20 protein-coding genes, 1 tRNA gene and 1 pseudogene are annotated in these 21,566 nt (G+C 66.5%); 15 read left to right on the forward strand and 7 right to left on the reverse strand.

All coding sequences use genetic code 11. The annotated features are described in order from the left end of the window. The first annotated feature begins 69 nt into the window (after window positions 1–69). Genes EG854_RS05475 through EG854_RS05490 form a run of 4 tightly spaced genes read left to right on the forward strand, consistent with a single transcriptional unit; the run spans window position 70 to window position 4,898 of the window. On the forward strand, window positions 70–720 hold the full coding sequence (locus EG854_RS05475) for a P-loop NTPase family protein (protein WP_241153144.1): 651 nt from the start codon (window positions 70–72) through the stop codon (window positions 718–720). Window positions 721–764: 44 nt separating this feature from the next. Then, window positions 765–2,999 carry an RNA degradosome polyphosphate kinase gene (locus EG854_RS05480; protein ID WP_123286896.1) on the forward strand — a complete coding sequence of 745 codons (2,235 nt, stop codon included), beginning with the start codon at window positions 765–767 and terminating at the stop codon, window positions 2,997–2,999. Beyond that, window positions 2,992–4,491, forward strand: a complete 1,500-nt coding sequence (locus EG854_RS05485) for a Ppx/GppA family phosphatase (RefSeq protein ID WP_241153145.1) — start codon at window positions 2,992–2,994, stop codon at window positions 4,489–4,491. The genes EG854_RS05480 and EG854_RS05485 overlap by 8 nt, the downstream gene beginning before the upstream one ends. A gap of 38 nt (window positions 4,492–4,529) precedes the next feature. Continuing rightward, window positions 4,530–4,898, forward strand: coding sequence for a VOC family protein (locus EG854_RS05490; protein ID WP_123286697.1), 369 nt, complete (start codon window positions 4,530–4,532; stop codon window positions 4,896–4,898). Here the strand turns inward: EG854_RS05490 and rnd are convergent. After that, window positions 4,895–6,046 carry a ribonuclease D gene (gene rnd / locus EG854_RS05495; RefSeq protein WP_123286698.1) on the reverse strand — a complete coding sequence of 384 codons (1,152 nt, stop codon included), beginning with the start codon at window positions 6,044–6,046 and terminating at the stop codon, window positions 4,895–4,897. The two genes, EG854_RS05490 and rnd, sit on opposite strands and share 4 nt — an antisense overlap. Window positions 6,047–6,126: 80 nt before the next feature. Between rnd and purM the strand changes: the two genes are divergently transcribed. From purM to purN, 3 genes are read left to right on the forward strand one after another with little or no spacing between them, the layout of a single operon-like run. Beyond that, window positions 6,127–7,167 (forward strand): phosphoribosylformylglycinamidine cyclo-ligase, encoded by a 1,041-nt coding sequence (gene purM / locus EG854_RS05500; protein ID WP_123286699.1) that lies wholly within the window; start codon window positions 6,127–6,129, stop codon window positions 7,165–7,167. A 58-nt stretch (window positions 7,168–7,225) separates the two neighbouring features. Next, a complete protein-coding gene (locus EG854_RS05505) occupies window positions 7,226–8,611 on the forward strand; it encodes a M28 family peptidase (protein ID WP_123286700.1) in 1,386 nt (461 codons plus the stop codon). A gap of 9 nt (window positions 8,612–8,620) precedes the next feature. After that, complete coding sequence (purN, locus tag EG854_RS05510) at window positions 8,621–9,199, forward strand: phosphoribosylglycinamide formyltransferase (protein WP_123286701.1); 579 nt, start codon at window positions 8,621–8,623, stop codon at window positions 9,197–9,199. A gap of 223 nt (window positions 9,200–9,422) precedes the next feature. Here the strand turns inward: purN and ndk are convergent, their stop codons facing one another. Further along, window positions 9,423–9,842, reverse strand: a complete 420-nt coding sequence (gene ndk, locus EG854_RS05515; protein WP_123286702.1) for a nucleoside-diphosphate kinase — start codon at window positions 9,840–9,842, stop codon at window positions 9,423–9,425. 138 nt (window positions 9,843–9,980) lie between these two features. On the opposite strand from ndk, the gene EG854_RS05520 reads away from it, so the two are divergent. The 3 genes from EG854_RS05520 to EG854_RS05530 all read left to right on the forward strand — a co-directional run bounded on the left by EG854_RS05520 (window position 9,981) and on the right by EG854_RS05530 (window position 12,263). Further along, entirely contained in the window at window positions 9,981–11,870 is a 1,890-nt protein-coding gene (locus EG854_RS05520) for an ABC-F family ATP-binding cassette domain-containing protein (RefSeq protein ID WP_123286703.1), read from the forward strand. Further along, a complete protein-coding gene (locus EG854_RS05525) occupies window positions 11,867–12,121 on the forward strand; it encodes a DUF2164 domain-containing protein (RefSeq protein WP_164461864.1) in 255 nt (84 codons plus the stop codon). Before EG854_RS05520 ends, EG854_RS05525 begins: the two co-directional genes overlap by 4 nt. Before the next feature lie 57 nt (window positions 12,122–12,178). Further along, window positions 12,179–12,263, forward strand: a tRNA-Leu gene (locus EG854_RS05530). Between the two features lie 538 nt (window positions 12,264–12,801). On the opposite strand, the gene EG854_RS13095 is transcribed toward EG854_RS05530, so the two are convergent. After that, the gene (locus tag EG854_RS13095; RefSeq protein WP_164461866.1) at window positions 12,802–13,065 is read right to left on the reverse strand and encodes a hypothetical protein; all 264 of its coding nucleotides are present in this window, start codon (window positions 13,063–13,065) and stop codon (window positions 12,802–12,804) included. Between the two features lie 156 nt (window positions 13,066–13,221). Between EG854_RS13095 and EG854_RS05535 the strand changes: the two genes are divergently transcribed. From EG854_RS05535 to EG854_RS05545, 3 genes and pseudogenes are all read left to right on the forward strand, one after another. Beyond that, complete coding sequence (locus EG854_RS05535) at window positions 13,222–13,704, forward strand: hypothetical protein (RefSeq protein ID WP_164461868.1); 483 nt, start codon at window positions 13,222–13,224, stop codon at window positions 13,702–13,704. 180 nt (window positions 13,705–13,884) lie between these two features. Continuing rightward, window positions 13,885–14,439 (forward strand): hypothetical protein, encoded by a 555-nt coding sequence (locus EG854_RS05540; protein WP_123286706.1) that lies wholly within the window; start codon window positions 13,885–13,887, stop codon window positions 14,437–14,439. A 102-nt stretch (window positions 14,440–14,541) separates the two neighbouring features. Beyond that, window positions 14,542–14,679, forward strand: a pseudogene (locus EG854_RS05545) (IS3 family transposase); the annotation flags it as partial. A 93-nt stretch (window positions 14,680–14,772) separates the two neighbouring features. Here the strand turns inward: EG854_RS05545 and EG854_RS05550 are convergent. From EG854_RS05550 to tpiA, 3 genes are all read right to left on the reverse strand, one after another. Continuing rightward, on the reverse strand, window positions 14,773–16,425 hold the full coding sequence (locus tag EG854_RS05550) for a CTP synthase (RefSeq protein WP_123286707.1): 1,653 nt from the start codon (window positions 16,423–16,425) through the stop codon (window positions 14,773–14,775). Between the two features lie 119 nt (window positions 16,426–16,544). Further along, on the reverse strand, window positions 16,545–16,952 hold the full coding sequence (gene secG / locus EG854_RS05555; protein ID WP_164461870.1) for a preprotein translocase subunit SecG: 408 nt from the start codon (window positions 16,950–16,952) through the stop codon (window positions 16,545–16,547). 92 nt (window positions 16,953–17,044) lie between these two features. Continuing rightward, window positions 17,045–17,794, reverse strand: a complete 750-nt coding sequence (gene tpiA, locus EG854_RS05560; RefSeq protein ID WP_123286708.1) for a triose-phosphate isomerase — start codon at window positions 17,792–17,794, stop codon at window positions 17,045–17,047. Between the two features lie 120 nt (window positions 17,795–17,914). Between tpiA and EG854_RS05565 the strand changes: the two genes are divergently transcribed. Together EG854_RS05565 and trpE are read left to right on the forward strand one after the other, a co-directional pair. Beyond that, on the forward strand, window positions 17,915–19,816 hold the full coding sequence (locus EG854_RS05565) for a peptidylprolyl isomerase (protein WP_123286709.1): 1,902 nt from the start codon (window positions 17,915–17,917) through the stop codon (window positions 19,814–19,816). After that, window positions 19,813–21,324 (forward strand): anthranilate synthase component I, encoded by a 1,512-nt coding sequence (gene trpE, locus EG854_RS05570; protein ID WP_123286710.1) that lies wholly within the window; start codon window positions 19,813–19,815, stop codon window positions 21,322–21,324. Before EG854_RS05565 ends, trpE begins: the two co-directional genes overlap by 4 nt. On the opposite strand, the gene EG854_RS05575 is transcribed toward trpE, so the two are convergent. Then, window positions 21,310–21,510 carry a peptidoglycan-binding protein gene (locus EG854_RS05575; RefSeq protein WP_123286711.1) on the reverse strand — a complete coding sequence of 67 codons (201 nt, stop codon included), beginning with the start codon at window positions 21,508–21,510 and terminating at the stop codon, window positions 21,310–21,312. The genes trpE and EG854_RS05575 overlap by 15 nt on opposite strands. Window positions 21,511–21,566 lie beyond the last annotated feature (56 nt).

The raw sequence follows: 21,566 nt of genomic DNA on the forward strand, positions 1-21,566 counted from the left end.
CCTTGATCGCTTTGGGCCGGGTTCTGATATGTCAGCGGCATGACAGCCTCCCCGGACAGGCCCGGACAGATGCGACTGCCCCTCCGGCGCGGCCTGAGCGGGCGCGAGGAGGCGTTTGTCGTCTCGGCGTCGAACGCGGCGGCCCATGAGGCGTTGCAGGGCTGGCCCACGGCACTGGGCGGGGCTGCGGCCCTTTTTGGCCCCGCAGGATCAGGCAAGAGCCATCTGGCGCGCCTGTGGGCCGAGCGTGTCGGCGCCCTGCCCTTTCACGGCATGGAGGTGGCACTGGCGGACCCGCTGGAGCTGGAGAGTCGCCCCCTGCTGCTGGATGCCGCCCAAACCGTCGATGACGAGACCCTGTTCCACCTGCTGAACCTGGCCCAGGCGCCGGGAGGATCTCTGCTGCTGGTCTCCCGCGACCCGCCCGGATCGTGGCCGGTGGAGCTGCCCGATCTGAAGTCGCGCCTGAATGGCCTTTTGGTTCTCGGCATCCAGCCGCCGGACGATGCCGTGCTCGCGGCCATGTTCCGGGCCCGTTTTGCCGAACGCAGTCTGCAGCCGGCCGACGATGTGATCGACTATCTGATCCGGCGCGTGGACCGGTCGGCCGACAGCGTCGAGCGGATCGTCGACCTGCTGGATCAGGCCCACGCCCCGGTCACCCGGGTTCTGGCGCGCAAGGTTCTGGACGAAAGCGGCGACCTGTTCGCCCCGGAGTGAGATCGAAGGTTGCGGCTGTCATTCGCACGGGCCAGAACCACATCATGACGGAAACGCCTTCCCCCGAACTGTCCTCCATCACCGATCAGGCCGTCGGCGAGGTCGTGCCCTCGTCGCGCGCGCCCCAGCTCAAACTGTCGGAATCGCTGATGGCCTCGCCCGAGCGGTTCATCAATCGCGAACTGTCGTGGCTGGCCTTCAACGGCCGGGTCATGGAAGAGGCGTCGAACCCGGCCCATCCGCTGCTGGAACGCCTGCGCTTTCTGTCGATCTCGGCCAATAATCTGGATGAGTTCTTCATGACCCGCGTCGCCGGTCTGAAGGGTCAGGTGCGCGAGCGGGTGCGGGTGCTGTCGGCCGACGGCCTGACGCCCGCCCAGGCGCTGGAGCGGGTCAATGAAGCCGCCGGCGAGCTGATGGCCCACCAGCAGAAGCGCTGGCGCAAGCTGAAGGTCGAATTGGCACAAGCGGGCATCGAGGTGATCGACGCCAGCCGCGCCACGAAGACCGAGCGCGAGCGGCTGGAGCCCGAATTCCTGAACCAGCTCTTCGCCATCCTGACGCCGATGGCCATCGATCCGGCCCACCCCTTTCCCTTCCTGCCGAACCTCGGCTTTTCGCTGGCGCTGAAGCTGAGGCGGCGGAGAGACAACCGGATTCTGTATGCGCTGGTCCCGGTCCCGACCCAGGTCAAACGCTTCTGGCCGCTGGCTACCGACGGCCGTTCGACCAAGGGCCGCACCCGCTATGTGACGCTGGAGAGCCTGCTGATGCTCTTCATCGACCACCTGTTCCCCGGCTGCGACGTGCTGGAGCGCGGCACCTTCCGCCTGATCCGCGATTCCGACATCGAGATTGAGGAAGAGGCCGAAGATCTGGTCATGGAGTTCGAGGAGGCGCTGAAGCAGCGGCGCATGGGCTCGGTGGTGCGGATCAAGATCGAGGCGTCCATGCCGGACGATCTGCGCGACTTCATCACCCGCGAACTGCACGCCCAGCCGCAGGACGTGGTGATGGTCGACGGCATGCTGGGCCTGGCCCAGGTCTCCGACCTGATCCCGGGCGGGCATCCCGACCTTAAATTCCCCGGCTATGAGCCACGCTATCCCGAGCGGGTGCGCGACCACGGGGGCGATGTCTTTGCGGCGATCCGCGAGAAGGACATGCTGATCCACCACCCGTTCGAGAGCTTCGATGTGGTGGTGCAGTTCCTGCGTCAGGCGGCACGCGACCCCAACGTCATCGCCATCAAACAGACGCTCTACCGCACCTCGCGCGACAGTCCCGTCGTCGCGGCCCTGATCGAGGCCGCCGAGAACGGCAAGAACGTCACCGCCGTTGTCGAGATCAAGGCGCGCTTTGACGAAGAGGCCAACCTGCGCTGGGCCCGGGCCATGGAGCGGGCCGGCGTGCACGTCGTGTTCGGCTTCGTCGAGTACAAGACCCACTCGAAGCTCAGTGTGGTGGTTCGCCGCGAGGGCGACACCCTGCGCTCCTACTGCCACGTGGGCACCGGCAACTATCACCCGGTGACGGCGCGCATCTATACCGACCTGTCGCTGTTCTCCTGCCAGCCGGCCCTGACGCGCGATGCCAACCGGGTGTTCAACTACATCACCGGATACGCCCAGCCCGACGACATGGAAGAGATGGTCGTCTCTCCGCTCAATATGAAGTCGACCCTGATCGCCCTGATCGAAAAGGAGATATCGGCGGCGGCACGCGGCAAGCCCGCAGCTATCTGGGCCAAGATGAACTCGCTGGTCGATCCCGACATCATCGACGCCCTGTACCGGGCCAGCCAGTCGGGCGTGCGCATCGATCTGGTGATCCGGGGCATCTGCTGCCTGCGACCGGGCGTGAAGGGCCTGTCCCAGAACATCCGCGTCAAATCGATCGTCGGCCGGTTCCTCGAGCACAGCCGCATCGTCGCCTTCGCCAACGGGCGCGACCTGCCCAATGACCGGGCCAAGGTCTATATCTCCTCGGCCGACTGGATGAATCGCAATCTGGACCGCCGGGTCGAGGTCATGGCCCCGGTGCTGAACGCCACCGTCCACGATCAGGTTCTGGACCAGATCATGGTCGCCAACCTCAAGGATGATGCCCAGAGCTGGGAGCTGGATTCGGACGGCAACTACCGTCGGCTCAAGCCCGCCGATCCCGAGCGGCCCTTCTCGGCCCACCGCTATTTCATGACCAATCCCAGCCTGTCGGGACGCGGCAGCAAGGTGAAGACCCTGCCGGCCGCGCTGCGCTACGATCGTCCGGATGCCTGAGCCCTTACCGGCCACGGCCATGGCGTCCGCCGATGCGGCGGTGATCGACATCGGCTCCAACTCGGTCCGTCTGGTGCTGTACCGGCTGGAAGGCCGCGCCATCTGGACCGTGTTTAACGAAAAGGTGCTGGCGGGTCTGGGCCGCGACCTCCCGCAGACCGGTCGCCTGTCGGAAGAGGGCGTGGCCATGGCCCTGCCGGCGCTTCGGCGGTTCGCCGCCGTGATCGAGGGGGTGCGCCCCCAGCATGTTTTCATTGCCGCCACCGCCGCCGTGCGTGAGGCCGAGGATGGCGTCACCTTCTGTGAGCGGGTGGCGGCCGAGACCGGCTTTCACGTTCGCGTCCTGTCGGGCGAGGATGAGGCCCGCTATGCCGCCCGGGGCGTTCTGGCCGGCCATCCGACCGCCGAGGGCGTCGCCGCCGACATGGGCGGCGCCAGTCTGGAGCTGATCCGGCTCGGCAAGGGCGAGGTCGGCCAGGGCATCACCCTGCCGCTTGGCCCTTTCTCGCTCGCGGACGACAGCGAGTTCGACGCCAAAAAGCTGCGCGCCAGGATCGACAAGCGCCTGAAGGGCAAGACCGCGGACTTCGAGACCCCGACCCTGCACGCGGTCGGCGGCGCCTGGCGCAGCATCGCCCAGCTGCACATGGCCATGTCCGACTATCCGCTGCAGATCGTCCATCAATACGCCATGACCGCCGACGATGCCCACGAGGTGGCGCGGTTCGTGTCGCGCCAGTCGCGGACCTCGCTGGACCGGACGCCGGGGGTGTCGCGCCGGCGGGCCGAGACCCTGCCCTATGCCGCCCTGGTGCTCGAGGCCCTGATCGAAAAGCTGGCACTCAAGACCGTCGAGTTTTCGGCCTGGGGTCTGCGCGAAGGCTTGCTGCAGGAAGCGCTCTCCGCCGAACATCTGGCCAGCGACCCGCTGATCGCCGGCTGCACCACATGGGGCGCGCGTCAGGGGATCTCGCCCCTGCTGCCGGGCGCCGTTCAGGCGTGGATCGACCCGGTCCTGCCGGCCCTGCCCGAAACCTTTGGGCGCGAGCGCGACCGCACCCTGACCACCGCCGCCTGTCACCTGTGCGATCTCGGCGCGCGCCTGCATCCGGACCACCGGGTCGAACTGGTGTTCGAGCAGGTGCTGCGCGCACCGGTCCCGGGCCAGACCCACGCCGAGCGGGCCTTCCTCGCCTGCGCGCTGAATGCCCGCTATGGCGGACCCTCCGCTACGCCCCAGCCCGACGTCATCAACCGCCTGCTGGATGAGGAGGGCCGCCGCCACGCCAGGGCCCTGGGCCAGGCGATCCGGCTGGCCTGTGACCTGTCCGGCCGCGCGCCCCAGCTGCTGGCCGGTGCGCGCCTCGCGATCGATGACGGCACCCTGACGCTGACGCCTGCAGATGGCTACGCCGACATGCTGCTGGGCGAACAGACGCGCAGGCGTCTGAAATCCCTTGCCGATACGCTCGACCTTGTCTGCGGCGACTGAGCCGGGCACGGTCCGGACCGGAACAGGGAGGGACACCCATGGCAGTCACCGGCATCGGCGGCTTCTTCTTCAGATCAGATAACCCCGAGGGTCTGGCCGAATGGTATCTGACGCATCTGGGCGTCGGCGCCCCGCCGGGGGTCTTCATCTGGAACCAGCAGGCCGGACCCACGGTCTTTGCGCCGTTCAAGGCCGACAGCGACTATTTCGCCGCCGACAAACGCTGGATGCTGAACCTGCGCGTCGATGATCTGGACGGCCTGATCGCCTCGCTGAAGGCCGCGGGCATCGACGTCCTGACCAAGGCCGAGTGGGACGCACCAGAGGTCGGTCGCTTTGCCCGCATCCACGATCCCGAGGGCAATCCCATCGAGCTGTGGGAGCCCGCAGCGGCGCCCCCCGCCTAGCCCTCGATCTCGACCACCTCGACGCGCGAGCCGTTCAGCACCAGCGCCAGTTCGCCGCGCTTCAGCTTCAGCGCATCCTCGCCGAACATCTCGCGCCTCCAGCCCCTCAGGGCGTCGACCGGGGCGTCGTCGTCCAGCGCGATCTTCTCGAGATCCGCGACATTGGCGATCATCTTGGTCGCCACGCCGGCATTGTCGCTCTTGGCCTTCAGCAGCACCTTTAACAGCTCGACCACCGACGGCGCTGCCGCCGGGCGATGCCCCGGGCGCTCGATATCCGGCGCATGGGCCTCAGGGTCGGCCAGCACGGTCTTCAGCTCGGCGATCAGGCTCTCGCCCAGCCGCGAGGCCCCGAATCCTTTGGACACCGACCGCAGGCGGTTGAAGGCGTCCGGATCGGTCGGCGCCTGGGTGGCGATTTCGTCGATCGCCTCATCCTTGATGATTCGCCCGCGCGGCTGGTCGCGCTCCTGCGCCATGCGCTCGCGCCAGACGGCGGTGGCCACAAATGCCGCCAGATATTTGGCGGAATACTTCTTGGGCTTCAGGCGCTTCCAGGCGTTTTCGGGTGTGGTGTCGTAGAGCTGCGGATCGGTCAGGGCGCTCATTTCCTGCAGCACCCAGTCCAGCCGCCCGGCCTTGGCCAGCTGCTCGCGCAGCCGCGGATAGAGCGCGGCCAGATGCGTCACGTCGCCCAGCGCATAGGTCAGCTGCGCCTCCGACAGCGGCCGCCGGGCCCAGTCGGTGAAGCGGCTGCCCTTGTCCAATTCCTTTTTCAGCATCTGGCGGACCAGCGCCTCATAGGACACCTGATCACCAAAGCCCGCCGCCATCGCTGCCACCTGGGTGTCGAACATCGGCAGGGGCATGGCGCCCAGCCGCACAAAGATTTCAATGTCCTGCCGCGCCGCATGGAAGACCTTGATGATCTTCGGATCCCGCAGCAGGTCGAGGAAGGGCTCCATGTCCAGCCCCTCGGCCATCGGGTCGATGATCCCCGATACGTCCGCCGACGCCGCCTGGATCAGGCACAGCCGGGGCCAATAGGTGGTCTCGCGCATGAACTCGGTGTCCACGGCGATGAACGGCGCCTTCGCCAGTTCCGCACAGAAGTCGACAAGGGCTGGATTGGTGGTGATCGGGGTCATTTGAATGCTATAGCCCCGGCGTGCGCCCTCATGGCAAGAGGGGCGCCGGAATTCCGTCCACTGATTCAGGTTCGTGTTCGATGAGCGACAGTCCTTCTCCCCCGCCCAACGGCCTGACCTATGCCCAGGCGGGGGTGGATATCGACGCCGGAGAGCGGCTGGTCGACGCCATCAAGCCGCTGGCCAAATCCACCGCCCGCAAGGGGTCCGAGCCCTCGCTGGGCGGATTCGGCGCCCTGTTCGATCTCAAGGCCGCCGGCTTCACCGACCCGCTGATCGTCGCCACCACCGACGGCGTCGGCACCAAGCTGAAGATCGCCATCGACACCGGCCGCCACGACGGCGTCGGCATCGATCTGGTGGCCATGTGTGTCAATGACCTGCTGGCCCAGGGCGCCGAGCCCCTGTTGTTCCTCGACTACTATGCCACCGGCAAGCTGGACGTGGAGGCCGCCCGCCGCGTCGTGGCCGGCATCGCCGAGGGCTGTCGTCAGGCGGGCTGCGCCCTGGTCGGCGGCGAGACGGCGGAGATGCCCGGCCTCTATGAGGGCAGCGACTATGATCTGGCGGGCTTTTCGCTGGGCGCGGTCGAGCGCGGTCACACCCTGCCCCGCCACGACCTGCAGAACACCGGCGATGTCATCATCGGCCTGGCCTCCAGCGGCCCGCACTCGAACGGCTACTCCCTGATCCGCAAGGTGATCGAGACGCGCGGCCTGACCTGGGCCGACGATGCGCCCTTTGCCAACGACCGCACCCTGGCCCAGGCCCTGATGGAGCCGACCCGCATCTATGTGAAGCCGGTGCTGCCCCTGATGAAACAGGGCTGGATCAAGGGCGCGGCCCACATCACCGGCGGCGGCCTGATCGAAAACCCCCCGCGCTGCATCGCCCCCGGGCTGGAGGCCGTGTTCGACTGGCAGGCCTGGCCGCGCCCGGCGGTGTTCGACTGGCTGGCCGAGGCCGGTGGCATTTCGGACCGCGAGATGCGCCGCACCTTCAACTGTGGCGTCGGCTTCATCCTGATCGTCGGGCCCGAGCACGTCGAGGATGTGCTGGAGGGCTTGCTGGAAGCCGGCGAGACCGCCTTTGTCTGCGGCCAGCTTCAGGCCAGCGCCTGAGCGCTTGACCCCCGGGGGGCGATGCCGTCACGGTAACGCCCCTGTTCAGGAGATTGCCATGCGTCTGATCGCGTCCCTCTGCCTTGCCGCCGGTGCCGCCCTGACCGTGGGCCTCGCGGCCCCGGCCGCCGCCCAGACCTCGGCTGCCGTGGACCAGCCCCAACTCCGGGCGCTCGGCCTGCTGGTTCAGCCCGAGCGGATGCGCGCCGACATCGAGACCATGGTCAGCTTCGGCACCCGCCACACCCTGTCGGAGACCGGGTCGGACACGCGCGGTATCGGCGCCGCCCGCCGCTGGGTCGCGCGGGAATTCGAGAGCATCAGTCAGACCTGCGGCGGCTGTATCGAGGTCGTCACCCCCTCCGAGGTCGTCACCGGACGTCGCATCCCCAACCCGACCGAGGTGGTCAGCGTCGTCGCCATCCAGCGCGGGACCGGCGATCCCAACCGTGTCATCATCATCTCCGGCCATCTGGATTCGCGCGTCACCGATGTGATGGACTTCACTTCCGACGCGCCGGGCGCCAATGACGACGCTTCCGGCGTGGCCGCCCTGATCGAGACCGCCCGCATCCTGTCGGCCTATGAGTTCGAGGCCACCCTGGTCTATGCCGCCCTGACCGGCGAGGAGCAGGGTCTGGTCGGCGCCGGCATCGTCGCGGACTACGCCGTCGAACAGGGCTGGTTCGTCCAGGCCAATCTGAACAACGACATGGTCGGCAATATCGAGGGCCAGAGCGGCGTCATCGACAACACCCGCATCCGCGTCTTCTCGGAAGGCACGAAGACGGTCGAGACCGACTCCCAGGCTGCCACGCGCCGCTACAACGGCGGTGAGGTCGACTCCTCCTCGCGCAACCTCGCCCGCTTCATCGACAGCATCGCCGACCGCTATCTAACCAATTTCGATGTCGAGATGGTCTATCGCACCGACCGCTACGGTCGCGGCGGCGATCAGGTGGCCATGCTGCGCGTCGGCTTCCCCGCCGTCCGCATTACCGAAGGCTCCGAAAACTATGACCGCCAGCATCAGGACCTGCGGGTCGAGGACGGCGTTCGCTATGGCGACACCATCGACGGGGTCAATTTCGACTATCTGGCCCAGGCGACCCGCCTGAACGTGATCACCATGGCCGCCCTGGCCTGGGCTCCGGCGCCGCCCACCGGCGTGGTGGTCGAAGGCGCGGTGCTGCCCGACACCACCTTGCGCTGGCAGGCTGTACCGGGTGCGGCCGGCTACCGTGTCTGGTGGCGCTCGACCACGGCCCCGCAGTGGACCCACAGCCGCTGGATCCCGGGCGGCGACTCGACCTCGGCCGTGCTGGAAGGCGTGGTCATCGACGACTGGTTCTTTGGCGTCTCGGCCGTGTCCGAGGATGGCTTCGAAAGCCCGGTGACCTTCCCCGGTCCGGCTGGCGACTATCGCGTCGCGCCCGCACAGTAACCGCCGCGCGTGTCCCGTCCGCCTGTCCGCGTCGCTGTCCTGATCTCGGGAACAGGCAGTAATTTGCGGGCCTTGGTGGAGTGTTCTGACACGGCTTATGAAGTCAGTCTCGTGCTGTCGAACCGGCCCGAGGCGCCGGGTCTGGCCTGGGCCGCAGAGCGCGGCATCGCCACGGTCGCCCTGCCCCACGCCCCTTACGGCAAGAACCGGGAGGCTCACGAGGCCGCTCTCGACGAGGCCCTGCGCGCCCATGACATCGAGGTCGTGGCGCTGGCCGGCTATATGCGCGTCCTGACCCCCTGGCTGGTGGGCCGCTGGTCCGGTCGCATGCTGAACATCCACCCCAGCCTGCTGCCGAAATACCCCGGCCTCGATACCCACCGCCGCGCCCTCGACGCCGGCGACGCCGAGGCGGGCTGCACCGTCCACCTCGTCAGCGAAGGCGTCGACGAAGGCCCGATCCTCGATCAGGCGCGCGTGCCGGTGCTGGGGGGCGACACCCCGGAAACTCTCGCCGCCCGCGTGCTGGAGGCCGAACACCGGCTGTATCCGCAGGCGCTGGGGCGGTTCTGCGCGGGGCTGGACTGACCGGACTCCACGTCCACCTGACAAATCCCGCGTCGGATCAACGTCCTGCGCGCGCCCGACGCCTTTCAGCCCGCCCTGCCTCCCGCTGCGCCTATACTGCCCGGTTCGCCGGACCAGCCGCGCAGGAGGGATTTCAGACGGTTCAGACGGTTCAGACGGTATTTCGCCCACGAAAAAGGCCCCGGAGTTTCCCCCGGGGCCTCAATCCGTGATCCGCTCGGGATCAGCCGACGATCTGGTCGTCGGTGAAGAACTGGGCGATTTCGATGCCGGCGTTCTCGATCGAGTCCGAGCCGTGGACCGAATTCTCGCCGATCGACAGGGCGAACTGCTTGCGGATCGTGCCGTCGGCGGCCTGTTCCGGGTTGGTGGCGCCCATGACTTCGCGGTATTTGGCCACGGCGTTTTCGGCTTCCAGCACCTGGACGACGACGGGCTCGGCGGTCATCTGGCCGACCAGTTCGCCGTAAAAGGGGCGTTCGGCGTGGACTTCGTAGAATTTCCTGGCTTGCGCTTCGCTCAGCTTCACGCGGCGCTGAGCCACGATGCGCAGGCCGGCGCCCTCGATCACGGCGTTGATCGCACCGGTCAGGTTGCGGCGCGTCGCGTCGGGCTTGATGATCGAGAAGGTACGTTCGGTCATGGGGGTCAGTCTTCGTTTGGGGGTTTCGGGTCGCGGGCTTATAGCGGGGCGCCCGCGCCTTTCCAACCGTCTCCGTGACACCGGACATGCCCCCGTGCTTCCGGCGTCGCCCTGTCACATGCGATATTCCTCCTCCCCATGCTTCAAATCACCAATCTGACCTTCAACGCCTGGGGCCGCCGGTTCCTGGACGATGCCTCTGTCTCCCTGCCGCCCGGCGCCAAGGTCGGCCTTGTCGGCCGCAACGGCATCGGCAAATCGACCCTGTTCAAGCTGATCCTCGGCGAGCTGGCCGCGGGCGGCGACGAGATCAGCCTGCCCAAGACCGCCCGCATCGGCTCGGTCGATCAGGAACACCCGGCCACGCCTGTCAGCGTGCTCGAAACGATTCTCGAGGCCGACGAGGAGCGCCACGACCTGCTGACCCGGCTGGAAACCGCCGAGCCCGAGGAGATGGGTGAGATCTGGACGCGGCTGATCGAGATCGACGCCGACGCCGCCCCGGCCCGCGCCGCCGAAATCCTCGTCGGCCTCGGCTTCGACCAGGAGGACCAGCAACGGCCCATGTCGCATTTCTCGGGTGGCTGGCGGATGCGCGTGGCCCTCGCCGCGGCCCTGTTCGCCGAGCCGGACATGCTGCTGCTCGACGAACCGACCAACTATCTCGACCTCGAAGGCGCCCTGTGGCTGGAGGCCCGGCTCAAGAAATATCCGGCGACGGCGCTGATCATCTCCCACGACCGCGAGATGCTGAACGAGGTCTGCACCCACATCCTGCACCTCGCGAACCACACCCTGACGCTCTACACCGGCAACTACGACCAGTTCGAACAGGCCCGCGCCGAAAAGGCCCGGCTGCAGCTGTCGGCCAAGGCCAAGCAGGACGCCGAGCGCGCCCACCTGCAAGCCTTCGTCGACCGGTTCAAGGCCAAGGCCTCCAAGGCCGCCCAGGCCCAGTCCCGCATGAAGCGTCTGGCCAAGATGCAGCCCGTCGCCACCACCATTGAGGAGCGCGTCGCCCCCTTCATCCTGCCCTCGCCGCCCCGGCCGCTGGCCCCGCCGCTGATCCGGCTGGAGCGGGCCAATGTCGGCTATGAGCCGGGCAAGCCGATCCTGCGCAATCTCAACCTGCGCATGGATCTGGACGACCGCATCGGCCTGCTGGGCGTCAACGGCGCCGGCAAGTCGACCTTCGCCAAGATGATCGCCGGCGCGCTCGACATCTTTGAAGGCGAACTGCACCGCGACAAGAAGATGCGCGTGGGCTGGTTCCACCAGCACCAGATCGAGGCCATGGACCCGACCGACACCCCGCTCGAGATCGTCCGTCGCGCCATGCCGGATGCCTCCGAAAGCAGCCGCCGGTCGAAACTGGCCCAGTGGGGCCTCGGCTATGAGAAGCAGGAAACGACCGTCGCCAGCCTGTCCGGCGGCGAGCGCGCGCGCCTGTTGCTCAATCAGGTGGCCATGGACGCCCCGCACGTCCTGATCCTCGACGAACCGACCAACCACCTCGACATCGACAGCCGGCGCGCCCTTCTGGATGCGCTCAATGAGTACAACGGCGCCGTCATCCTGATCACCCACGACCGCTCGCTGATGGAGATGGTCGCCGACCGCCTGTGGTTGGCCGCCGACGGCACGGTCAAGCCGTGGGACGGCGACATGGACGATTATGCCAAATTCGTCCTCGACCGGGCCAGGGCCGCTGCGGTCAAGCCCAGCCAGATCAAGGAAGAGGCCGCCCCTCAAGCAGCGAGCACCCGCGGTGCGAGCGATAGGGGAAACAAAAAGAAATCCGGCCCTTCTCCTTCAACGCTGAGACACGCCGTGAAGAAGGCCGAAGAGCGGATGAACCAGCTGACCGCCGAGATCGCCCGCATCGACGACGACATGGCCAATGCCTTGGTCAACAACCCCAAGGCGCTGGAAGGCCTGACCCGTGCCCGGGCGAAGACCCAATCCGACCTCGACGCCGCCGAAGCCGCATGGGTGGCGGCCGAGGAAGCCCTTGCGGAGGTGGCATGAGCCGACCCATCGAACTCTCGCGCGAGGCCCGGCAGGCGGCCTCGGCCGGCCTACGTCAGGTTCTGGCCGACGAACTGGACGTCGAGATCGGCGCCCTGCAGGCCGATCTGATCCTCGATCGGGTCATCCTCGACCTCGGGCCCATCCTCTACAACCGCGCCATCACTGACGCCCGCGCCGTGATCGCGGCCCGGGCCGAGGATATGGATGAGGCCCTGTACGGCCTGCAGCGACAGACGGACCTGCGCTGAGCGCAGCAGGCCCTTCCCCGCCCGGCCCGAAATGGGCTAAGGCCTGCCGCGAACCTTGCGGATGTGGCGGAACTGGTAGACGCACTGGATTTAGGTTCCAGCGCCGCGAGGCGTGGAGGTTCGAGTCCTCTCATCCGCACCAACCATGTCGAGAACATACTGTTATACCAGTACAATCTCGAACAGTGATCTTATGGCCAACCTGTTAGACCACCTATAACCGCTTCCGCGGAGCCGTAGTATCTTGCGGGTCCCGTGGCCAACCGGGCGTCGCGACGCTCTCGCAAGCCAGTACGGCGCTGAAGCCGTTATAGAAGAGACACGTGCGAGAGAAGGTCATCCATAGCCCTGCACACACTGTCCGCCTGGACGCAGCGGTCAGTTCCGCAAAGGGGTACGGCTTGGCACCGGTAGGGTTTTCTGGGTTGGGTAGGACACTGATGCGAGGATCACCATGCGCTTCGCCGAGCGCGATCCGGACACCGGCTCGTGACCTGGCCAAAAAGCCCCCGGCGGTTGGCCGGGGGCTTTCTTGCAACTGCCCCTTTGGACACTCTCATGTTTCCGGGTCAGAGCCGTTTATACTCTGGGTGCCGGGCTGAAGGCCTCAGAGGCGAAGGTTCCGCAGCGTTTCGTCGGGTGATCTGACCCGGACGTGACCCGCAGACCCTCGACCGAAACTACTGCTGACGGCAGAAGTAGCTAACATTGGCATTGCCATCGACTGGCGTCACGCGGTCGAGTACCGACGTACGGCCTCGCGCTTCGCAGTAGCTGCGGGCGGCGCTTTCCGTTTCCGAAACCTTGGTCGACTTCACTTGATAGGTGATCCCATCTTCGTTCGCGGAAAGAATACGGAGATCCTGGCCACCACCGATGGACGCACATGCCGACAGGACACCTGCAGCGGCAAAAGCGGTTGAAAGAATGACGATTTTTCGCATTTTGATGTTCTTGCTTGGGCTGCGCGTTAATGCGCTCTTAAACACTTATTCGATTGGAAGGGTTTGTAAGTATATTTTTTCTGTAGCCTGAGTCTCCCGATACCTTCTGATCTGAAACCGAATTATGGCCGTCGGGGGGAACAGAGATCTGCTTTCATGAACGAACCATCACCCTCGCCCGCCTTGCGATCGGCAGTGATCCGACTCGGACTTGCCGCAGTTGTTGCCGCCCTGCTTTTTGGCGGCGGGTATATGTCGCGCGACATCCCAGCCCGTGGCACGATTGGGGAACTTCGGGCCGCCCGCGACGCCAGCGAACTCAGGCTGCAGGCCCAGATGACGGCCAACGACCTTCTGATTGCCAATATATGGGTGTATCGGGCCACCGTGGCGCTGGATGATCGAAATTTCGGCCTGGCCAACGACGCCATGGACCAGTCAGTCAGGGCGCTCGAGGCCGTGACATTGAATGAAGGCGACCCCCTGCAGAAGGACCTCTCTGAGGTGGTCGCGGCCGCCCGAGCTCTGGATATTTCGGTCGCCAGGAATCTGGCTCCTCAGCGAAAGGCACTTTTGGACCTTGAACGACAAGTGAGCGGACTGACCGAACAGTCTCAGGCTCTTGCCTCCACAAAGTGATTACGGAACCCGGTTGCAGGCGGCGGAGCATCCCGGAACAGTCGGCTGCCTTCTGACCGGCAGGCTCTTGCCATCCAGACTTCGTTTGCGTGCGTAACGGCAGGTTCTGATCAGCACGAGACCGCGTCTGGCCATTTTGGCGACTTTGCGTAGACGTCGCTTTGGGGGTAATAATCTGTTATGCGCTTCATTCTGCTCTGCCTTCCCCTTGCAGTTTCTCTATGCTCCTGCAATGCAGGACAGTCGGCTAGGGGCGGGGTACAGCAGTTCCAGAGCGGATTTGGCGCTGCGGCCACCGCTCCCCTGGAAGACCTGAACCTCAACAAAGACGAGATCCCCGCCGTTCTTCTGGAAGCCCTGACCAGTCCCTATGGACTGAGGAACCTGAACCAGTGTCGCACCATCGCTGCCGAGATCGCCCGGCTTAACGAGGCCCTCGGCCCTGATGTTGACGAGCCAGCGCCGGATGATCCGGGCTTGCTTAGCGAGCGCGCCGCTGACGCAGCTGCAACGGCAGCCTTGGATTTGGTCCGGGATACCAGCACTGACTTCATCCCGGGACGGAGCTGGATCCGGCGCCTGTCCGGCGCCGAGCAAAGCGACCGTCAGATGCAGTCAGCCGTCGAGGCTGGCCGCCTGCGCCGGGCCTTCCTGAAGGGGGTGGGGATGCAGCTCAACTGTGCCCCGCCTGCTGCGCCGGCGTGGTTCAGGCCGAGGGGCGCTGGGCGGCGCTAGCTGTCGAAGCTACAGAGGTTGTCGGCGACGGAGCCTGACCGGTTAAGATGCAATCCCTACATTCCGCCAATGCTGTGAGTAAGGCTCCCGGATTGAGCCCGGTTCGTCTCCCGCAACCTCGACCTATGGGTCTACCCTCACGGGGTCACCCCGGATTTCAGTCAGCCCGGCAATTCGACGGACAATGCCTTCATAGAGCCCTCCAACGGCCGCTTCCGGGCGGATCACGGCGGACGACACCAAGGGGTCGGGTCGGATAGCGCACAAATGGCCGGGCCCGAACCAGCCCCGCTGAAGAACGCAAGCGTTACGACCGCACCAACCCCCGGCCGGTCAGACCAGCCGGCTCTGCACCAGCGCCGCCTCGATGAAGCTGGCGAACAGAGGGTGGGGGGCGAACGGGCGGCTCTTCAGCTCCGGGTGGTACTGGACGCCGATGAACCACGGGTGGTCGGTGCGCTCGACCGTCTCGGGCAAGACCCCGTCCGGCGACAGACCGGCGAAGATCAGCCCCGCCTTTGCCTCGATCGCCTCGCGATAGTTGATGTTGACCTCATAGCGGTGGCGGTGCCGCTCGCTGATGTCGGTCGTGCCATAGATCTCCGCGATGCGGGACCCGGCCTTCAGCGTCGAATCATAGGCGCCCAGCCGCATGGTGCCGCCCAGATCACCATCGGCCTGACGCAGTACCCGCTGGTTGCCCACGGTCCACTCGGTCATCAGGCCGACGACCGGCTCTTCGGCCGGGCCGAACTCGGTCGAGGAGGCCTCGGGGTAGCCCGCCAGGTTCCGCGCCGCCTCAATCACCGCCATCTGCATGCCGAAGCAGATGCCGAAATAGGGGATGTTGCGCTCGCGGGCGAAGCGCGCCGCCTGGATCTTGCCCTCGGCCCCGCGCGCGCCGAAGCCGCCCGGCACCAGAATGGCATGCGCGCCCTGCAGGCGGGCGTCACAGGCTTCGCGGTCACCTTCGAAGGTCTGCGACTCGACCCAGTCGATGTTGACCTTGACGTTGTTCGCCACGCCGCCGTGGTGCAGCGCCTCGATCAGCGATTTGTAGGCGTCCTTCAGGACCGTGTACTTGCCGACGATGGCCACGGTGACCTCGCCGTCCGGGTGCAGGCGACGGCGCACGATCTCCTGCCAGCCCGACAGATCGGGCGCCGGCGCGTCATCCAGTCCGAAGTGGGCCAGCACCTCGGCATCCAGACCCTCGTGGTGATAGTCCAGCGGCACGGCATAGATGTCGGCCGAATCCATCGCCTGGATGACACCCGACGGGCGGACGTTGCAGAACTGGCCGATCTTGCGCTTCTCGTCGGCGGGGATCGGATATTCGCTGCGGCACAGCAGGATGTCGGGCTGGATGCCGATCGAGCGCAGCTCCTTGACCGAGTGCTGCGTCGGCTTGGTCTTCATCTCGCCGGCGGTCTTGATGAAGGGCAGCAGCGTCAGGTGCACAAAGCACGACTGACCGCGCGGCAGGTCCTGACCCAGCTGGCGGATCGCTTCGAAGAAGGGCAGACCCTCGATATCGCCGACCGTGCCGCCGATCTCGACCAGCACGAAGTCCACGTCCTCGCCCTCATCGGTCAGGGCGGGCGTCAGGCAGAACTGCTTGATCTGATCGGTGACGTGCGGGATCACCTGCACCGTCGCGCCCAGATAGTCGCCGCGGCGTTCCTTCTCGATGATCGTCGAATAGATGCGGCCGGTGGTGATGTTGTCCGACTTGGCCGCCGACACCCCGGTGAACCGTTCATAGTGGCCAAGGTCGAGGTCGGTCTCGGCGCCGTCGTCGGTGACGAACACCTCACCATGCTGATAGGGGCTCATCGTGCCCGGATCGACGTTCAGATAGGGGTCAAGCTTGCGCAGCCGCACGCTGTAGCCACGCGCCTGCAACAGCGCACCAAGGGCGGCGGAGGCGAGGCCTTTTCCCAATGAGGAAACCACGCCGCCAGTGATGAACACATAACGGGCCATGGGAGATCACCTTAGCGTCGATTCGCGGCGCGCACAGGGGCGATCCTCATCAAGGGACCAAACGCCTGTTGAAATCCGCAGGAAAGTTGGCCGAGCCGAGGGGCTGCGGGGTCGAAAGCCTACTGGGCGGGCTCTGCGCCGGCGAGCGAGTCGAGATCGTCCAGCGTCGGCGCTGCCGGGGCCGCGTCAGGTGCGGCGACCGGAGGCGGCGCAACGCCCGGCTCGGTGCCATCGGTCGCGGGGGCAGTCGGCTGGACCAGGGCGCCGACGGCATCAGCATCGATCCCGGAACTGGACCCGCGAGACATATTGCCCGCCACCGTCAGGCTGAGCGCCAGAATGAAAAACAGGATCGCCAGAATCCAGGTCGACTTGGTCAGCAGATTACCCGCACCGCGCGCCGTCATGAAGCCCGACGGACCACCGCCCATGCCGAGCGCGCCCCCTTCGGAGCGCTGCAGCAGCACCAACGCCGTCATGGCGAGCGAAACGAGGATGATGGCGACGAGGAGAATGGTCTGGAGCATGGCTGCTTATATGTGTGGCACGGGGCTGCGCCGATCAAGCGGCGGGCTCTATCATTCTTGTCGTAAGGGCGCAAACGCGTTCGGGGCGCGGATCAGGCCGCCCGGATGATGCGGATGAAATCGTCGGCCTTGAGCGACGCACCGCCGACAAGTCCGCCGCCGACCTCGGGGACCGCCAGGATTTCAGCCGCATTGTCCGGCTTCATCGACCCGCCGTACAGAATGGGGGGCCGACGACCGCCCTCGCCCAATCGCTCGACAAGGGCGTCACGGATGGCGGCATGGACCTCGGCGATCTGGTCCAGCGTGGGTGTCAGGCCAGTGCCGATGGCCCAGATGGGCTCATAGGCCAGGGCGAAGGGCCGGTCCTTCAGCGCATCGGGCAGGGAGGCCCGGACCTGGGCTGTGACAAAGGCAACGGCTTGACCGGCCTCGCGCGTCTCCAGCGACTCGCCGACGCAGACGATCGGCTCCAGCCCGGCACGCAGGGCCGCTTCAACCTTGGCGGCAACATCGGCGTCCGTTTCGCCAAACCCCTCGCGACGCTCGGAATGTCCCAGAATTACCAGCCGCGCGCCCGCGTCCGCCAGCATCGGGGCCGAAACAGAGCCGGTGAAGGCGCCGGAATCCTTGTCGTGACAGTCCTGCCCGCCCAGCTCGACCGGCCCGGCCCCCAGCTTCCACGCCATCTGCGCGATCAGGGTCGCGGGCGGGCAAAGGCCGACACGGGCGTTGACGGGATCAGCCTCCAGAGCCTGACGCAGGGCGCCGGCTTCTTCCAGCGCTGGCGTCAGGCCGTTCATCTTCCAGTTGCCGACAATCAGTTTCACGGGCGTTTCCATGGCCAAGGTTTAGGAGCAGATGACGGATGCGCCAAGCCTGTGTCTTGCCGCAAGGGGGGTGCTGCCCCTATACGCCGATAAGGCCCCGCGTGGGCACCTGCGCACTGCTCAAGGTTTGTCATGATCAGCAACTTCCGCAACTTCGCCAAATCGCCCTGGGCGATTGCCATTATCGGGCTGATCGCCGTCAGCTTTTTGATCGTCGGCAACGAAGCGGACATCTTCGCCTCCCTTGGGCCGCGCGATGTGGTCAAGGCTGGCGACCGCAGCGTCACTCAGCAGGAATTCCTCGCGGATTTCGACCAGGTGCGCGCCAACTATCAGGAACAGACCGGCGCCCCGGTCACGACCGAGGATCTGGTCGGCCAGAACATCCACATTCGATATCTTGAAGGCAAGACGCAGGAACTGGCCTTCCAGAACTGGGCGCGCCGCGTGGGAATTCGCCCGGGCAAGGAACTGGTCCTCAAGCAAATTCGCCAAATCCCCGCCTTCTTCAACCAGATCACCGGCCAATTTGACGAAGAGGCCTACCGCACCGTCCTGCAGGGCGAGAACATGACCCCTGCCGACCTCGAGCAGGATCTGACCGACCAGTACGCCCAGAATCACTTCGGTGCGTCGCTGTATGCGGCCGCCCGGGTGCCCCGGATCTATGGCGCCGTGATCGCCAATGGCGCGCTGGAACGCCGCGATGGCCGCTGGTTCGCCGTCACCCAGGAAATGGCCGGCACCGCGCCCGCCCCGACCGACGCCCAGCTGACCACCTTCATGAACGAGAACGAGGCCCAGCTGCGCCGTCCCGAAACCCGGGTCGCCTCGATCGTGCTGTTCGACAATCCGCCCGGACAGGCACCCGAGATCAGCGAAGAGGCCATCGTGGAGCGGTTCGAGTTCCGCAAGGACTCCCTGTCCATTCCCGAACGTCGGACCTTTGCCGTCTATCCGGCCGCGAGCAACGAGGCTGCCCAGCGGATTTCGACGGCCCTGAAGGCGGGCGAGAACCCCGGCGTCGAGCCCACCCCCTATTCCGAAACCCCGCAGAGCGCCGTGCCCGATCCCGCCGTGGGAGCCGCCGTGTTCGGTCTGGCTAGGCCGGGTGTCTCCGACCCCGTCCAGACCCGCGTCGGCTTTGCCGTCGTTCAGGTGACCGCCATCCAGCCCGGCGAGGCCGCGACGCTGGAAGGCGTGCGCGAGGCCATCGTTCAGGAGCTTCAGGCCGAGGCGGCCACGGGCGCTGAATTCGAGCGCGTTGAGCGTTACGAGGCGGCCCGCAACAGCGGCATGTCGCTGGAACAGGCCGTCGAAGAGGTCGGCGCCCGCATCATCACCCTGCCCGCCTTCACGGAACAGGGCTTCCGCGCGGACGGCAGCCAGATCAATGCGCCGCCCCAGATCTTCCAGACCGCATGGCGTCTGCCCGAAGGCGGTGTCAGCGATGTCATCGACGCGGGTCAGGGCCAGTATTTCGTGCTGCGCCTCGACTCCATCCGCCCTGCGGCCATGCCGGCCCTGGACGATGTCCGCGAGATCCTCGTGCGCGAATGGACGGCCCGTGAAAACAGCCGCCTGCTCAGCGCCAAGGCCGAGGAACTGGCCGCGCGCGTCCGCGCCGGTGAAGATATCGCCGAAGTCGCCCGCTCGGTCGGCGCTACCCTGATCACGCGCGAGAACACGCTTCAGGATGAGGAAACCCAGCAAGCCATCGGTCCGGGTGTGCTGCAGGGCCTGTTCGGTCAGGCCAAGGGGCAGGTATTTGTCCAGCCGGCCAGCCAGACGGCCTTTGCCGTCGGCGTCGTCGATGACATCCGCGCCTCCGACGCCGCCACAGTCGCGCCGATCGCGGAACGGATACGCCCGCGGATCACCCAGGACCTGGTCTCCGGTCTGGGCGACAGCGCCATCCGCTGGACCCAGGCGAACTCCAAGGCCAGCTATGACGTCGGTGCCGCCCGCCAGGCTCTCGGTCTGCCTGAAGAGGCCCCCGCCGCCCCGGCGGGAGCCGCTGCCGGGGCTCAATGATCGACGAGCGTTCGCCGGTCGATCCAGAGGCCTTCGCCCGGGCCTGGAACGCGGGTACTCCCCAGGTCGTCGTCCGTCGTCGGATCGACGATCTGGAGACCCCGGTCTCGGCCTATCTGAAGGTCGGCAAGGGGCGCCCCTATGCCTTCCTGCTCGAGTCGGTCGAGGGGGGCGCCGTCAAGGGCCGCTATTCGATCCTGACCCTCGATCCCGACGTCGTCTGGCGCTGTCGGGACGGCAAGGCAGCGCTGGCGCGTGGCCCTGACGTCGCGACCGACCGGTTTGTCGATGAGGCGGATGATGCCCTGACGTCGCTGCGGCGTCTGATGGCGGCCAGCCGCTTTGACCTTCCGGAAGACCTGCCCCCCATGGCCGCCGGCCTGTTCGGGGCGTTCGGCTATGACATGGTCCGCCTGCTGGAGCCGCTGGGTGAGGCCAATCCCGACCCGCTGAACCTGCCGGATGCCGTGCTGGCCCGCCCCTCGCTGGTCGCCATCTTCGACTCCGTCAGCCACGAGATCGTGCTGGTCGCCGCTGCCTATCCGGATGGAACCACGCCTGCCGATCAGGCCCTGTCGCAGGCCATCACCCGGCTGGATGATTTCGAGGCCCGGCTGGATCAGGGTCTGTCGCGCCCGCGCGCTGCGCCTCTGCCGACCCCCGTGTTCGACACCCGCGTCGACGCCCCCGCCTATGCCGCCATGGTCGACCGGGCCAAGCGCTATATCGAGGCGGGTGACATCTTTCAGGTGGTGCTCAGCCACCGGCTGTCGGCGGAGTGGACGCGTGATCCGTTCGCCTTCTACCGCTCGCTGCGGCGTCAGAACCCCTCGCCCTATCTGTTCTATCTGAACTTCGGCGGCTTCCAGATGGCGGGCTCCAGCCCCGAGATTCTGGTGCGGCTGAAGGACGGCGGCGTCACCATCCGGCCGCTGGCGGGCACCCGCGCGCGGGGCGCGACCGAGGCCGAGGACCAGCGACTGGAGGCCGAACTGCTGGCCGATCCCAAGGAGCGGGCCGAGCATCTGATGCTGCTGGATCTGGGCAGGAATGACGTGGGCCGGGTCAGCCGCCCGGGCAGCGTCACCGTCACCGAGAGCTTCGTCGTCGAACGCTACAGCCAGGTCATGCACATCGTCTCGAACGTGACCGGCAAGACGGACCCTCGGCTGGACGCCGTCGACACCCTGCTGGCCGCCCTGCCCGCCGGCACCCTGTCAGGCGCGCCCAAGGTGCGGGCCATGGAGATCATCGACGAGTTGGAGACCGAAAAGCGCGGCATCGGCTATGGCGGCGGGGTCGGCTACATCTCCAGCGACGGTCAGGCCGATATCTGTATCGTGCTGAGAACCGCCCTGTTCACACCGGGCCAGATCCATGTGCAGGCCGGTGCCGGGGTCGTCGCCGACAGCGATGCGGCCGCCGAATATGCGGAGACCCTGGCCAAGGCCCGGGCCCCAATGCGCGCGGCAGAGGATGCGTGGCGTTTCGTCTCAGGAAACGACTGAGGTTGCGGGCGCAGGGTCCTCGAACTGGACGCCTGGGCCCAGCACCACGGCGCCGGCCATCAGCATCGCCGCCGCCGCCAGAAGGCCCATGGCCGCCAGCGCCCCGATCGCCTGTCGCGCCGCCGGTTTCGGGGCGTCCCCGTCCAGCAGACGGCGAGCTTCGGCAAGCTTGGGTGTGATGTCCATGGTCGGGCCTCCCTCTCAGGCCCCCAGACCAGTCTGATTGGGTTAACGCGCGGTTT

This window comes from Brevundimonas halotolerans (assembly GCF_003730275.1).
Classification (GTDB): Bacteria; Pseudomonadota; Alphaproteobacteria; order Caulobacterales; family Caulobacteraceae; genus Brevundimonas; species Brevundimonas halotolerans.